Raw genomic sequence first — 15,184 nt, forward strand, 5'->3', positions numbered from 1 at the left:
GCAAATTACTAGCTAATAACTTTAATTTTTCTTCAAATAAACTATGTATTTATTAACTGCATAAGGGGCTGCCAACTCAAAAAATATACAATCACTTTGGTGAGCAGGGGAAGCAGGGGAAGCTTTCTTGAGCAGGGGAGGAAGAATTTAATCAGCTTTTAAACTTTCACTCATTAAATAATTTAATTTCTGGAAGTCCCTAATATAAAATCAATTGATTTATCCGCGTTTATCTGCGTGCATCTGCGTTCAATTATTCTCTGATTAATTTGGTATAACTAATAAACTGAATTTCATTACTTAATAAAACATCTTTATCATTGAGTCACTGCTTGTAAATTGAAAAGATGAACAACATCACAAAGGTGAACAGTAATAAAAATTACCCTTATCTTTCTTAACAAAACAATAAAATCACCAATTTCACTCCGCATCTGTGCGCCTTTGGGTGAGTAAATTACAACCTCATCCAACCCCAGCCAACATACTCATCAAAAAGATGGCAGATAGGGAAGTGATAAACTTTTTTTTGTGTTATAAAACTCACAGAAATTTATCTTAGCGGAAGGCTACTTTATGGAGCCAGAACAACTGGGACGTTTGAAAGAGTACGGCGAACTGATTCTCCAAAAATTAGATATTGTACCTCAATCTCCCTCACAACAAGAAGATTGGGTTCCGGCTAGCCTGGATGATTGTCTGTTACGTCTGCGGGAAACTGCGGTAAAAACTGTAGAATTGGCTACATCACCCGTAAAAATTGGCGTGATGGGAGAATTTAGTAGTGGTAAAACTCTCCTGTTGGGTAGTCTTATCGGCTATGCAGATGCTTTACCTATCAGCGAAAACCCTACCACCGGAAACGTTACAGCTATTCACCTCATCCCCCATCCCGGCTTTACCACCACCCACGTAGGTAATTTTACTGTCGAGTATCTGACGCGGGAAGGGGTGAATGAGTGCTTGCGCTTCATGTTAGGAGAAGCTAACCGCCGGACGATCGCCGCCGGACTTCCACCCATTCAACCTGCTAAACTGAATTCGGGCAAGGATATTCTGGGTTGGTGTGAAGAAACTTGGAATAGTAGTAATAATTTGGAACTGCGTTATATTTTGCGCGAGTTGGTGTTATTTATCCGCGCCTACAGTTCCTACGGTGAAGCCCTCTGTGGTGGACGCTATGAAATTGACCCCATAGCCGCCCGTGAAGGTTTACAGTTAGCAGAACAGCCCTTGGCTATTCAATCTTTGCGCTTTGAAGATTTACCTCCCGCCCATATCCGCTTACCCAGCCCACCGCAAAGTTTACCCACCAAGTTATTACAGAATAGTTTCCCGTTAATTCGCCGCGTTGATATTGAAGTGAAAATTTCTAGGGAAATTTGGGATCTTAACGATGGTTGCGAATTTCTGCTGTTAGATTTTCCGGGTTTGGGTGCGGCTAATTCTGGCGCGAGGGATACCTTCTTATCATTGCGGGAATTAGCAGAGGTGCAGACAATTTTGGTACTGCTCAATGGTAAATCGCCGGGGAGCGATCGCGCCAATAAAATTTTCACGATGATGCAGCAACAGCGCCCCGGACAAGACCTGAAGGATTTAATTTTGGTAGGGGTGGGGCGGTTTGATCAGTTACCGTTGGAAAGTGAAGGCGGGGAACGACTACTTGACCAATTAATTGATGAGAGTCAAACGCCCTATTTAACAGCCGATAGGGTTTTACAGCAACTCAAGGTATTACAAACCACCATCGACGGCGCGAGTGCATTCACCACTAACAAAGACCGCATCGTTTTATTATCGCCCCTGTTGGGACTGGCGGAATTAGCCAAGCGTTCGAGTAGTATCAAAGCCGGTTCCCCTGAGTTTTTAGCTAACTTGGACTATCCTCACTATTTGGAAAGGTCAAAGCAGTTGCAGGAAAAATGGGGACAGTTGAGCGATCGCCTGTTAGAATTAGATCCACGCAGCCATTTGAGTCGGAAATTAGGTTACTTTGCACAAGACGGGGGTATCGCCAAGCTGCGGGAATTGATTCAAAATCACGTCGCTACCCACGGACTGAAGCAACTTTGTGCAGATACTAGCCGCGCCGCCGATAATTTACGCCAACAACAGGATAATCTTAAAACTATCATCGCCGAAATCCATGACCAAGGCATACCTACGGGGGATAGTCCTGCTTTAATTGATTTGCGTCAGGCGTTGGAAAATTTAGATAAAGCTTATCGCAATTTTCAGAAAGATTTAGGAAAAGAACCACTCAAAGATAGACGGGGAACTGTAGTTAGTGATGTGGTGAAAGATGAGTTAACTTTTAGAGTTTTGAGTTGGAACCAATGGACTTTGTTATTTAACAAAGCCAATAATGGCACTATCACAATTACAGAATCAAAAGGTGCAGCCGGCAAGTTATTTGACCGGGGAAATAGAACTAATACTAGTATACCAACTAAGAGTGATGACTTTTATCCAGCCTTTGAAAAAACTGTCAAAGAAGTAGAGGAATTTGCTCGCGATCGCATCCGGCAAGCGGTGGTAGACTTACTAAGTAAATTATCCGCGCAAATTGCCCCAGCCAAAGAGCGTTTGCAAGCAATTCTCAACCCAGAACTAGAAACAGATATTGAAACAAAATTTGGGGCGGAAGAAGCTGATTTATTTTATAAATTGTTATTAGGATGTGACCCTACCCAATGGCAAGCGGCGATAATTGAGGAAATTAATCATCAAGAAAAATTCCTCACCCCAGAAGTGATGTTTCCCCTGGCGCGTCAGAATGAAAAACATCATATTGGTCAAATCTTTGACTGGTCGCCGGAGAAAGCCCAAGCCATATCTAAATCTAGTAATCATCAAATGTTTGTTTTGCGACTGCGTGATGAAATCACCGCTAGTGCCAGCTTACATTTAGTGCAATATGTTAGTGAAGTTAATCAAAGAGTCAATAATGAATTAGAAGGAATTCTCGACCAAATTATCCCCACCTTACAAAACATCTCCAAAAAAGATGCCCTACTCAGGTTTATTGCTGCTAGCGATAGTCAATCTCAAGGTGAAGTGCCTACTTGGTTACAGAATCTCTCAGAAATTGCCGATTTAGCAGTCGATTTCAGTAATGAGTAATTAGTAGCCACCACTAATTACGACTGCATAGGGAACGGATAAAATGCCTGTAAAAATTCAGCTTGCACCACGCTTTCAGATGCGGGTTAATGAGAAAAAATACTTGGAACTTCCCAGTATTCAATTAATTGGTACTGGGAATAACGTTCCCCATATTTCGCGCATAACCTGCGCTGTAAAAGGCACATCAAGCGAATTGGCAGCAAAGATAGAAAAATCCTATAGACAATTTGATTCAGCAACACCAAAAATTTCCCAAATTGGGCAATTAGAACAGTATCCTTGTAAAATAGAGCAACCTTTAACACAAGCTATCAACTGTAATTTACAGGTAATTGTTGAGTATTTCGATTCCGATTTATCAGGAAATCCCCTGCTATCAGCCAGGAAAAAAATAGCAGCCTATTGTCATCTGTGGTCACTACCTATGAACCCCATCACACAACCCGAAAACCCGCCGCAACAAGTCCGTAATTATCATGAAAAACAACCAGACTCCAAACCCCAGAAAAGGTTTCCCGGTTGGTTTGCGTTAGATTTTGGCACATCTAATTCTACGGTGACACTTTTTGACCCCATTGAAGTACCAATTGCCGAAGTTTTACCGAGAGAACAGGAATTAAGATTGCGCGATCGCCTGTCGCAATGGTTAAGTTCACCCGCTTCTATCGCCCTACCAGAAGTAAGTGATATTGAGTGGGAAAAGTTTCTATCTGATATTAGTAAAAGTTTGGAAATTGACCCCAGTCAGTTAAGGGAAGTTTTTGAAAGTGAAAATAAAGATAGGTTTTTAGAAGCGGTAAGGCAAATCGAATTATGTTTAGGAAATAGTGATAGATTTCGTCATGCCGTGAGCAAAAAGTTATATAATATTTATCATGAGGTATTTCGTGTTCCTACCTTAGAATCGCAAAATCTCATCCCGGTTGTTTTAGATATTGACCGCCGCGATACAGAAATTCCCAGCGAGTTAGAAATTTCCAACTTGGGAGATCTAAATATTCGCATGGGTAGGGAAGCAAGGGATAATAGAAAAAAGGCGATCGCTCAAGGAACCAGCAGTTCCCTAAAGGAAATTATCAGCCGATTTCACCATTCACCCAAGCGTTATTTTGGGCAGAAGCGTGATTTCTCTGTAATTTTAGATGGTCAAGAAGAAACAATTAATGTTAACCAACTAATACAGGCTGCTTGGTCACATTTAATTGATTTAACCGAAGATTATCGCCAACGCGCCAGACGCAGATTTTCCGAAGGGGAATTTCTCACAGCCGTCGTCACCTACCCCACAGTCGCACCTCCTGTAGTGCGGAAAGAAGTTAAAGAATTAATTGAACAAATAGGGATAGATGACGTACAAACAGCCTACGATGAAGCCGTATCTGTCGCCATCTTTTTCTTATGGCGTGAATTTGGTGGTAATTTAAATATTGGTATTGAATCTTTTAAAACTCGTTGCCGTCAAGATAAGAATAAATGGTCACAAAACGTCCTCGTGTTAGATATTGGTGGCGGAACCACAGACTTAGCTTTAATTGAACTCACCCTAGAAGATAAAACCCCATTTTTTGGGAGTAATGAAGATAGAGGTTTAGGCGGAAGGTACTATAAACTTACCCCGAAACTGTTAGGTTCTTCTGGACATTTGCAACTGGGTGGCGAGTTAATTACCTTGCGCTTGTATAGGTTTTTGAAAGTTGCGATCGCCGACGCTTTACTCACAGCCATCACCCTTGGTAACATCGAAAGCGACAAACTGGAAGACTTAATCAATTCCGAATTAAATGAACGCTTTTTAGAACAAGGCAAATTCAAAAGCGGTAGTTTATGGAAATGTTTAGACAAAGAAAATCCCGAAGGTGACGCAGCCTATAAAGATGCGTTAGACACAGCCGAGAAAGTCATCCCCACCAGATGGCAACAAGCACCCCAACGCCTGCAAACCTTCTATACTTTATGGGATCATGCAGAAGCAGCCAAACTCAAACTCGGACAACAACCACCTGATAATACCCCCCTCACCTTCACCCTTAGCGAACAACAAATAGCTGAACTCCTTACCCAAAGCGCCATCAAATTCCAAGTCAAAGAATTAGACAGCCTCAACGTCACCATAGACAGCCAACAATTTGAACGCGCCGCCGCCTCCGCCATCAAGGAAGCCATTGGTATAGCTAAAGGGTTGATGCAAAGCCGCCTGCGTCCCGAAGATAATAATATCGACTCATGGAACACCCATAAAGTTGACTGGCTCATACTCTCCGGGAAAACTTGCAACCTCGACCTAGTACAACGCCACATCTACCAAGAATTTAGCAACTCCCCCTACTTCGTTTGGAATCCCGAACGCATCACCTTTGTTTTAGAATATACCAAACTCGCCACCTCCGCCGGGGCTTGCTACGCCGAGAAACTACGAAGATTGAGATTCGACCCCGAAGAATCAAAAGCCTTGCTACGTAAAGGCGCAAACCAATTAGAGATAGATGTCAAAAACCTCTTTTACTACCTCCCCTGCAACTTCAAACGCAAAACCCAAAGCAACGAACTCTTACCAGTATTCAAAGCTGGACAAGAACTCTACCAACTCGCACCAGGGGAAAACGTCGCCAAAGTTCGTACAGAATGGCAAGGGATACAATTAACAAATATTATTTATCGCCAAGACTACGAAGACGGAGACTTACGCCTATGGGGTAGCTTCGACGGTCAAACCCTGAAGGAAAAATTGGGGATGGATGAAGGCGAATTTCTCAAAAAAATCAAAGTGCAATTTGAGATAGACCAAACCTTACAATTCAACGTCCTGCTGTGTCAAGGCAACCCCCATTATTTAATTGATGTTCCCGGTATTGATGTCAATTCCGCCATCTCCGCCGCATCCGAAACATCTACCTTATTTGCAGACGGTGACTTAAAGTGGAACATCGCCGTAGAACGTGCAGATAAAGACTTAAATGATGGTGATATAGCTGTCAATGTTATAGAATCTGCCACCGTAGATCAACCAGATGCCTATCATTTAGTCTTTGCAGTAGACAAAAATAACCAAAAATCCCTGCAAGCATTCCATTATCTCAAGGATGGTTCAGAAAAACCAGGCGCAGGCTTAATTAGTCACCCCCTTCCTCCCTTCCCCCAAACCGGACAGCACACCTTTTATGTGTACCAAAGCGACAGCGCCAGCAACAGCAAAAAATGGATACGTATCGGCGCACTGCGTAAACCAGATGTCAGCACAGAATACCCCTGCCAATATCGCGTCACCCTTGACAACAAAGGCATTTTACGCATTCACGCGGGAGATGTACCTTACTGGACATCCACAGATAAAGAATGTCTTAAACAGGAAGGCTGCGTTTACCGTGCTGAGTTAGACTTGCAACCTAATGAAGTCGATAAAGAACGTGATCCCTTCTGCGGGATACATTAAATCAGTTATCAGTTATCAGTTGTTCTTCCTTATCTCCTTTTTCCCCTCCTGGGAGGGGTTAGGGGTGGGTTACTCCCCCATCTCCCCGCACTCCCACCCTACGGGTTCGCGGTAGCGTCTCGTCAGAGAAGCAAGCTACATCTCCCCCCACTCCCCAGTCCCTTCCAGTCCCCAGTCCCATGCAGCATATACGACAGCTACTAGCAACAAAAAACTCAGAATTAGCCAGGCTATTGCGGTTTAGCCTGCATGGAATGGAAGCATCCCTCAAACAAGCCCAAGCCGAATTACCGCAAGACCCAGGCGCGAAGGTATGCGAACAACTGCTGCAAGAACTGCAAAATCTCCTACAAGATGAAACACAAGAATTAAACTTTATCCAACCATCTGATGAGTTGAAGCTAAATTATCTCCGCGAAGCATTTGATTCCGACCCAGAACTAATCTTATACTTGGGAGACTCACCATTACAAAGCCAAACAGATGGCGACTTATGGAACGAAATCCACCGTAAATTATTAAGACTTCCCGAAGATTTAGCGCAAGTTTGGCGACAACGTGCTTTAGATTTTGCCCAAGAAATGGGCGCTGTAGAAGATAATGAATATCTCTATCATCTACCTTTTATTCGCAATGAAATTATCTATCCTGGCTTACGTGGTAGTGTCAACGCCCAAGGTTTATGCTTATCACAAAAAGAATTTTTTCAAAATAATATTATTCCCAATCATGCTTCTGAAGAATTACATTTATTAGCTAGTTTTTTACTTTTATGGAGTAAATTTCTAGAAATAGAACCAGACTTACATCACGCACTCAAAAGCGTTTTCAGTTTCGATGTTGTCTCCTTACATTCCCAACCAGAGCAACAAAATCAATACATTGAAACCTTAATAGACCGTTTCCAACGCACAAAAAAAGCCGAAGAAAGTGCAGACCCCTTATCAACTTTACGCGCTTGGATAGACATAGATGAAGCAATCAATTCCTTAGTATTTGTACCACCATCGGAACGCTATTCGTGGTGGGGTAATTTACAACAAGAATCAAGACGCGCCCTCAAAAAAGTAGCCGATAAAGCAATAAAAGCAGGTTATGATATACGCATTCGCCAATTAACAGGGTTATACGCCGACATTTGCGCCTTCACCAAAGACGACCTACAACTAGACTCTGGCGGTGTTCCTGGCGAAGTTTTAACCTGTTTGCGAGTCTACGCACGCATTAACCAAGAAGAAATCCCCGGTCGTGTCATCTTTCGCTCATCACGTTAGAAAAATTCTCCTATTTAACTCATTCTAGCTCCCTCATAACCTCTCCAAGTCTCTCCGCGTTTAAAAACAAAATATCACTATTCACCACCAACAAATAAAGGCAAAATCAACGCCACCAAAATTCCCCCTACCACAATTACCTCAACAACTTTCAGAGGAAAATTATTCTGCATGAAATGATTAATTACTCCCCCAAAATTAGCCGATAAATTCCTCCACCAATTCTGCAAACGCCTAGACCATTGACTAGGGCTATCATCTGGACGCACTTTCCACGAAAATATAGAAAGTAACAATGGGACACCACCCACTTTACTAGACATTAAAAGGTGAATTGCCAAACAGCTAACCAGCACCAACCAACCAATCAAATGCAGGTAGTACCAAGCATGATTTAACTCTCCTGTTGGCAACCATTCCTCTTTCATCATTCTGCCAGACAACACAGCTAAAACAGAAGCCAGCAGCATGAGTGTATTAGCAATTCTTTGCAGACTCACCCACCAAATTGGTCTACCTACCTGAGTTAAGTTCTGTAAAGAATCTTGTTGTAAAAGCCGTTTATTGCCTGCATGAAAGCTGTAGAGGGCGAATACTGGCAAGATAAAAAAGAAAAAGACGGCAAATGTGCCGTGGATGTCGATAATCTCGCCAATGCGGGGGACAGGTAACTTACCGAATCTACCATCAAAGGTATTGTAAACTAGAAAGCCTGTGATGATGGCGGCGATCGCTAAAATTAAACTCACGCCATGAAGAATCTTTAACCACAACGGCTGATCAGGGGCTGAACGAGACATAGTTATAAGTTTGGTAGCTTTTATTAAATGTTTTTAACAGAAAATGAGACTTTAAGCTTAAATGTTATTGATATAGTCATAAAAATTAAAAACAATGTCACAAGTTCTCAATTTTACAGGATTTATTAAAAACTTGATTTATCGAACTTACTTGAATGATAATTTAAAAGAAAATAGTCTTGATAATTTTAATATTAATACAGCTAACAGCTATGGATTAATTAAGTCGCCTACAGCAGACAAGAGTAAAAAGACAAAACAAGTAAATAATGATAAATTAGGTAGTCAAAAGTTTGACAATCTATTTGTAAATTCTCAAATTGAAGAGATACTGGCATATAAACAAAGCGCTTTACATTGGAATAAAAGTTTATTTGAGGAAAGATTTATTAAAATTTTTGAAACTGCCTTAGATTCCTATGATTCTATCTCTCAAAGGACAGGTGTGAAAATTCACTCAAGGCTAGGCATGAATAAATATTTACAAAAAATTACCAATGAATTTGAAGAATTTAAAAATATATCCTTAAAAAATTCTTTAAGTGCCAGTAAGAGAGAAGCTATTACTTCTCACAAGTTAGAATATTTAGTAGATGGCTTAAAGGCAACTTTTAGTATTGAAAACTATTTAGGAGGGATTTATTATTTAACGCCTGATGAAATATTAGTTGAGAATGGTAGATACATTATACAAGAATCAAAAAATACTTCAAAAAGTTCATTGCCTAAGCTACATGATATTCAGGATGGCTTATTTAAACTAATTCTATTTTCTAATTTAGACTCTTTAACCCTTAATGAAAAACCAGTATCATTTGTTCCTAAATTAAAACTAACTGGTAAAAATGTTACAAGCTCTATTGTCTTTCCAGAAGCTTCATCAAAAGAAATAGAGAATTTTATAACGGTCAACACTAATACTTTTAGTAGTAATCAGAAAAATATCATTAGAAAATTAGCATTAGAAGCTCAAAATAATAATAAACTGAAAATAGAAATATCTGGAAACTCGTAAACGTTTTTTTGAATTATGATCAAAAGCCCACTTCGTTATCCAGGCGGTAAATCAAGAGCAATCAAGCAAATAATAGAATATTTACCGCAAAGCTTTGATGAGTATCGAGAACCATTTGTAGGCGGTGGTTCTGTATTTATTTATTTAAAGCAAAAATATCCAAACTTGAAAATTTGGATTAATGATTTAAACACTGAATTATTTTTATTTTGGAGATATGCTCAGTCAAAATTATCTCCAATGGTTGATGAAATACGTCGTATTAAAGATAAATATCTAGACGGAAAACTACTGTTTTCAGAATTGACCAGTCTTGATGTAGAAAGCTTATCTGATTTCGACAGAGCCGTAAGATTTTTCGTACTCAACAGAATTACTTTTTCTGGTACGGTAGAATCAGGGGGTTACTCAGAGGAAGCATTTCATAAACGATTTACCTATTCATCCATAGAAAGATTAGAGAAGCTAGAAAGTATATTAACAGAAGATATAAAAATAACTAACTTGGATTACAGTCAATTATTAAATACAGAAGGCAGAAATGTATTTTTATTTTTAGATCCACCATATTTTATTGCAAAAAAATCTAAATTATATGGTAGAGATGGTGATTTACACACTTCTTTTGAACATCAAAGATTTGCAGAGTTATTACAACAATGTTCCTATCCCTGGTTAATCACTTATGATGACTCACCGGAAATTCGAGCTAATTTTGCCTTAGCTCATATCTATGAATGGGAATTGCAATATGGTATGAACAACTATAAACAAAGCAAAGCGGCAAAGGGAAAAGAGTTATTCATTACCAACTATGAAATTACACAAAAAAATAATAAGGTAAATCATCAACAGACTTTACAGTTGGAACTTGATATTTTGACCTAACTTTGATGAGGGTCAATTTTTCGGTAGGATAACTGCCATGCCTCTAATTACACAATAAGCTATGACAACTTCTACCCAAGATTCCACAAGCTGGTATCTACTTCTGCAACAACTAATAGATGGTGAATCTTTAACCCGGACACAAGCTGCTGAATTGATGCAAGGCTGGCTAAGTGAAGCCGTCCCCCCAGAGTTATCAGGAGCAATTTTAACCGCACTCAACTTTAAAGGCGTTTCTGCCGATGAGTTGACTGGTATGGCGGAAGTCTTACAATCTCAATCCAAAGGGACTGCTACCCTAATCCCCAATCCCCAGTCCCCAATCCCCATAATAGATACTTGTGGCACTGGTGGCGATGGGTCATCAACATTTAACATTTCTACAGCCGTGGCGTTTGTGGCGGCGGCTTATGGTGTACCTGTTGCTAAACATGGTAATCGTTCGGCTTCGAGTCTCACAGGTAGCGCTGATGTTTTGGAAGCGTTGGGAGTTAACTTGAGTGCTTCTAGCGACAAGGTACAAGCCGCATTACAAGAAGTCGGGATCACATTTTTGTTTGCCCCTGGTTGGCATCCTGCACTCAAGGCGGTGGCTAGTTTGCGGCGGACTTTAAGAATTCGCACGGTGTTTAATTTGCTGGGGCCTTTGGTGAATCCTTTGCGTCCTACTGGGCAAGTGGTGGGGTTATTTACTCCCAAACTTTTGACAACTGTTGCCCAGGCTTTGGACAATTTAGGCAAGCAAAAGGCGATCGTTGTACATGGGCGAGAAAGACTGGATGAGGCTGGTTTGGGTGATTTAACTGATGTAGCTGTGTTATCTGATGGTGAGTTACAGTTAACTACTATCAATCCTCAAGAGGTCGGTGTGACACCCGCGCCTATTGGCGCACTGCGGGGTGGGGATGTGCAGGAAAATGCCCAGATTCTCAAAGACGTATTACAAGGAAAGGGAACTCAAGCACAACAAGATGCTGTAGCTCTGAATGCTGCATTGGCGCTACAGGTGGCTGGTGTAGTCCCCTTATTAGACCATGCCCAAGGTGTGACTGTGGCTAAGGAGATCCTACAGACTGGTAGCGCCTGGAAGAAGCTGGAGGAACTGGTACAATTTTTGGGGAGTTAACGTCTGAGTGTGATTGACGGCGGAACTCTACGACGTTGCGCTTGATGGTGACATCATAATTACCAAAAAAGTCATGTCCTAAAAGCCCGGTTTCGAGTTCCGCGCCAGCGATCGCAACTGGTACTCTATTTACTACCACTCCTCCCACTGCCATCGAATCTACATAACCGATGGGAAATTCTACACCCTTGGAACTAGCAGTGTTAGCCTTAGCTTTACCGATGGTGACAACCCTCAAAGCATTCGCCATCTGTTGAGTAATCACAGTCCCACTAGCCCCAGTATCCACAATCATGTCAAATTGCTGCTGACCATTGAAAGTCACACCCACAATTGGCGTACCCCCAATCCTCCTTTTTATCGGGGCGACAAAAACCTCTTGTTCAGAAGTCAGCGCTGCCGATATGGGAACATCCACTTGATCTGTAGCCAAATTTGTGCTATTGGGTGGCGGTACAGGGATCACATACTGGGGTGCAGGATCTGGTTGGGGTGTAGCAATCGCCACCCTTTGGGAAGTTGAAAAATTTGGTAAGGGACGAGCGACAGCGTTAGCTTGACGAACAGCGTACCTAATCTGACGCTGATACTCAGAAATTTTAGTTTGGGCGAACGCAAACTCAGGACTTTGTTGATCGACCTGTTTCATCAGAGCGATCGCATCATGGTATTGACTAGCCACCAAATACCAATCATCAGACGATTGCGCCGATTGGCTAATACTCACAGCACCAGCAGCCTTATCTAACCCCATCTCAAAAGAACCCGGTTCCATTTGTGATGGTGGCACATCTGCCGAGGCGGGAATAGTTGGTGCTGCTTGCGGTTCATCAGGGACTGATACTGGCAAATCCTCAGTTACCACAGACTGCTGATTGCGAAGAATAGCCGTTTTTTGATTGCCTTCGCTACAAGCAACAGTCAAAACAGCTAAAGTACCAGATATACAAATCAGGATGGCGCGGGATAAAAAAGGCTGAAGCATAATCTCCATCTTACCTGTTTCAGCGAAGGCATTTAAATTTGGGGAGGGGGGAGGGGAAAGGGGAAGGGGGAAGGGGTAAAGGGTAAAGGGTAAAGGGTAAAGGGGGAAGGGGTAAAGGGTAAAGGGTAAAGGGTAAAGGGGGAAGGGGGAAGGGGTAAAGGGTAAAGGGTAAAGGGGAAGGGGGAAAGGGGAAATAAGAACTATTAAACTTACCTCTGTTGTTCTGCTCCCTTATCTTATTCGCTCGTAGTTGTGGCACTATCTCATAATTCAACTATCTTGATTTTAAGTTTTAATTAATTGACTGGCGAACGTCTAATTCACAAACTCATGGGATAATTAACAGTCGCAGTATCATAGGGACTGGGGACTAGCCCCAGGATACTAGGAAAAAGCACAAGAGCAGAGGAAGTATGGAAGCACAGGATATAGTCTTTCCCCCTTCCCCTTTCCCCCTTTCCCCTTCCCCCTCCCCCCTTCCCCAATTTATCGCTTATGCCCTTGTCTGACGCAATACCCGCTCTCCTTGTCTTAGCAGATGGAACTGCTTACCGTGGTTGGTCTTTCGGTGCGACGGGAACCACTATTGGCGAAGTTGTGTTCAACACTGGTATGACTGGATATCAAGAAGTGTTGACCGATCCCAGTTACTGCGGTCAAATTGTCCTGTTCACCTATCCCGAATTGGGAAATACAGGCGTTAACCCCGAAGACGAAGAATCAGCACGCCCGCAAGTGCGAGGTGCGATCGCCCGCAATGTTTGTTATAAACCTAGTAACTGGCGATCGACACAATCCTTACCCGACTACCTCAAACAGCATCAAATCCCTGGCATCTTTGGTATAGATACCCGCGCCCTCACCCGCAAAATTCGGATGTACGGAGCCATGAATGGCGGTATTTCCACAGAAATTTTAGATGAGGCAGAGTTGCTAGAACAGGTACAAGCCGCCCCCAGTATGAGCGGCTTAAATCTAGTCCGCGAAGTCACCACCTCCCAAGTTTACGAATGGTCAGATCCCACAACCTCGATTTGGGAGTTTAATCCAGAAGCTAGGGTAAATAATCAGGAATCCTTGACAGTTGTAGCTCTAGATTTTGGCGTGAAACGTAATATTTTGCGCCGTTTAGCCAGCTATGGTTGCCGAGTTATTGTTGTACCTGCCGATACACCACCAGAAGAAATCCTCAAATACAATCCAGATGGTATTTTCCTCTCTAACGGCCCCGGCGACCCGTCGGCGGTAACAGAAGGAATTACCACAGCCAAAGCCTTGCTTGAAAGCCAAAAACCCATGTTTGGTATTTGTATGGGACACCAAATTTTGGGTCATGCGTTGGGAGCAGAAACTTTTAAGCTGAAATTTGGGCATCGAGGTTTAAATCAACCTGCGGGTTTACAACAAAGGGTAGAAATTACCAGCCAAAACCACAGCTTTGCGATCGACCCAGATTCCTTACCTGAAGCGGCTGTAGAAATCAGCCACCTCAACCTCAACGATCGCACAGTCGCCGGTTTACGCCACAAATCCCTACCTGTATTCTCAGTACAGTATCACCCAGAAGCCAGCCCAGGCCCTCATGATGCTGATTACTTGTTTGCTCAGTTTGTCCAAGAAATGCGAGCTGCAAAACAAGGGGCTAGGGTTTAGGGACTGGGTACTGGGGACTGGGGACTGGGGACTGGGGACTGGGAAGAAGGAAGGAAGAACAGACTAGTCTATGGGAATTTTAGATTAGAATTTAATCTAAATAACCCTTTCCCCCTTCCCCCTTTCCCCCTTTCCCCTCTCCCCATACCCCATACCCCAGCAGGTTGTAGACAACAAGCCTAAAAACCATCTATACTTGAGCGTTTACTATAACGACGAGGAGGGAATTATTGCTGAACCACTAAATCTAACCGTAAGCCTGAGAGGGACTCGTGAAACCCGCGATCACTATCAGCTATTCCGCCTCACAGGTCTGTTAGATGCCTTTTCTGAGCCGACGTTTCGCAAGGTACTTGGCGGCAAAATTGATGAAGGCCCGAAGCATATTATTCTGGATCTTTCGCAAATTGACTTTGTTGACAGTTCCGGCTTGGGCGCTCTGGTGCAGCTAGCCAAGCAAGCGCAAAATGCCACAGGAACCTTGCAAATTGTCACCAATGCACGAGTCACACAAACGGTCAAGCTCGTTCGCCTAGAGAAGTTCCTCTCACTGCAATCCACGGTTGACGCAGCTGTAGAAAACATTAAGGGTGCTTGATCTATAGAGAAATTAAGCTATTCCGAGATTTTTCGGTATAGCTTAATTTATGGGAGGGACTGGGGGCTGGGGACTGGGGAGTAGAAGGAGATGAGGGAGTGGGGGGAGATGTGGTTCGACTTCGCTCACCAACCTGGAGTAACCCACCCCTAGCCCCTCTCAGGAGAGGAACGGGGAGATGAGGGAGTGGGGGGAGATGGGAGAAAGTAATGAATATCACCTATCACCTATCACCTATCACCTATCACCTATCAGCTATCACCTATCAGCTATCACCTATCACCTA

Annotated in this window: 10 protein-coding genes; 8 read left to right on the forward strand and 2 right to left on the reverse strand. The window is 42.6% G+C overall.

The window, feature by feature from the left end; translation table 11 throughout:
* Positions 1-576 precede the first annotated feature (576 nt).
* The 3 genes from H6G83_RS23080 to H6G83_RS23090 all read left to right on the forward strand — a co-directional run bounded on the left by H6G83_RS23080 (position 577) and on the right by H6G83_RS23090 (position 7,833).
* On the forward strand, positions 577-3,126 hold the full coding sequence (locus tag H6G83_RS23080) for a P-loop NTPase family protein (RefSeq protein WP_190476305.1): 2,550 nt from the start codon (positions 577-579) through the stop codon (positions 3,124-3,126).
* Between the two features lie 43 nt (positions 3,127-3,169).
* Positions 3,170-6,559 (forward strand): acetate and sugar kinases/Hsc70/actin family protein, encoded by a 3,390-nt coding sequence (locus H6G83_RS23085; RefSeq protein ID WP_190476306.1) that lies wholly within the window; start codon positions 3,170-3,172, stop codon positions 6,557-6,559.
* Positions 6,560-6,738: 179 nt separating this feature from the next.
* The gene (locus tag H6G83_RS23090; RefSeq protein WP_190476307.1) at positions 6,739-7,833 is read left to right on the forward strand and encodes a hypothetical protein; all 1,095 of its coding nucleotides are present in this window, start codon (positions 6,739-6,741) and stop codon (positions 7,831-7,833) included.
* A 77-nt stretch (positions 7,834-7,910) separates the two neighbouring features.
* Here H6G83_RS23090 and H6G83_RS23095 read toward each other — a convergent pair whose 3' ends face one another.
* Positions 7,911-8,633 carry a cytochrome b/b6 domain-containing protein gene (locus tag H6G83_RS23095; RefSeq protein ID WP_190476308.1) on the reverse strand — a complete coding sequence of 241 codons (723 nt, stop codon included), beginning with the start codon at positions 8,631-8,633 and terminating at the stop codon, positions 7,911-7,913.
* A 94-nt stretch (positions 8,634-8,727) separates the two neighbouring features.
* Between H6G83_RS23095 and H6G83_RS23100 the strand changes: the two genes are divergently transcribed.
* The 3 genes from H6G83_RS23100 (at position 8,728) to trpD (ending at position 11,662) form a co-directional block, all read left to right on the forward strand.
* Positions 8,728-9,648, forward strand: a complete 921-nt coding sequence (locus tag H6G83_RS23100; protein ID WP_190476309.1) for a hypothetical protein — start codon at positions 8,728-8,730, stop codon at positions 9,646-9,648.
* A gap of 15 nt (positions 9,649-9,663) precedes the next feature.
* Positions 9,664-10,536, forward strand: a complete 873-nt coding sequence (locus H6G83_RS23105; protein WP_190476310.1) for a DNA adenine methylase — start codon at positions 9,664-9,666, stop codon at positions 10,534-10,536.
* A 61-nt stretch (positions 10,537-10,597) separates the two neighbouring features.
* On the forward strand, positions 10,598-11,662 hold the full coding sequence (trpD, locus tag H6G83_RS23110; RefSeq protein WP_190476311.1) for an anthranilate phosphoribosyltransferase: 1,065 nt from the start codon (positions 10,598-10,600) through the stop codon (positions 11,660-11,662).
* Here the strand turns inward: trpD and H6G83_RS23115 are convergent.
* Positions 11,592-12,647 (reverse strand): retropepsin-like aspartic protease family protein, encoded by a 1,056-nt coding sequence (locus tag H6G83_RS23115; protein ID WP_190476312.1) that lies wholly within the window; start codon positions 12,645-12,647, stop codon positions 11,592-11,594. The genes trpD and H6G83_RS23115 overlap by 71 nt on opposite strands.
* A gap of 495 nt (positions 12,648-13,142) precedes the next feature.
* On the opposite strand from H6G83_RS23115, the gene carA reads away from it, so the two are divergent.
* Positions 13,143-14,300, forward strand: a complete 1,158-nt coding sequence (gene carA, locus H6G83_RS23120) for a glutamine-hydrolyzing carbamoyl-phosphate synthase small subunit (RefSeq protein WP_190476313.1) — start codon at positions 13,143-13,145, stop codon at positions 14,298-14,300.
* Positions 14,301-14,496: 196 nt separating this feature from the next.
* The gene (locus tag H6G83_RS23125; RefSeq protein WP_190476314.1) at positions 14,497-14,898 is read left to right on the forward strand and encodes an STAS domain-containing protein; all 402 of its coding nucleotides are present in this window, start codon (positions 14,497-14,499) and stop codon (positions 14,896-14,898) included.
* Positions 14,899-15,184 lie beyond the last annotated feature (286 nt).

It is taken from the genome of Anabaena azotica FACHB-119, assembly GCF_014697625.1.
In the GTDB taxonomy this organism is placed as follows: Bacteria; Cyanobacteriota; Cyanobacteriia; order Cyanobacteriales; family Nostocaceae; genus Trichormus; species Trichormus azoticus_A.

What these genes read in the sequence shown, in the direction of transcription:
- H6G83_RS23080 (WP_190476305.1), top strand. Translation starts at nt 577, where the DNA reads ATGGAGCCAGAACAACTGGGACGTTTGAAAGAGTACGGCGAACTGATT.
- H6G83_RS23085 (WP_190476306.1), top strand. Translation starts at nt 3,170, where the DNA reads ATGCCTGTAAAAATTCAGCTTGCACCACGCTTTCAGATGCGGGTTAAT.
- H6G83_RS23090 (WP_190476307.1), top strand. Translation starts at nt 6,739, where the DNA reads ATGCAGCATATACGACAGCTACTAGCAACAAAAAACTCAGAATTAGCC.
- H6G83_RS23095 (WP_190476308.1), bottom strand. Translation starts at nt 8,633, where the DNA reads ATGTCTCGTTCAGCCCCTGATCAGCCGTTGTGGTTAAAGATTCTTCAT.
- H6G83_RS23100 (WP_190476309.1), top strand. Translation starts at nt 8,728, where the DNA reads ATGTCACAAGTTCTCAATTTTACAGGATTTATTAAAAACTTGATTTAT.
- H6G83_RS23105 (WP_190476310.1), top strand. Translation starts at nt 9,664, where the DNA reads ATGATCAAAAGCCCACTTCGTTATCCAGGCGGTAAATCAAGAGCAATC.
- trpD (WP_190476311.1), top strand. Translation starts at nt 10,598, where the DNA reads ATGACAACTTCTACCCAAGATTCCACAAGCTGGTATCTACTTCTGCAA.
- H6G83_RS23115 (WP_190476312.1), bottom strand. Translation starts at nt 12,647, where the DNA reads ATGCTTCAGCCTTTTTTATCCCGCGCCATCCTGATTTGTATATCTGGT.
- carA (WP_190476313.1), top strand. Translation starts at nt 13,143, where the DNA reads ATGCCCTTGTCTGACGCAATACCCGCTCTCCTTGTCTTAGCAGATGGA.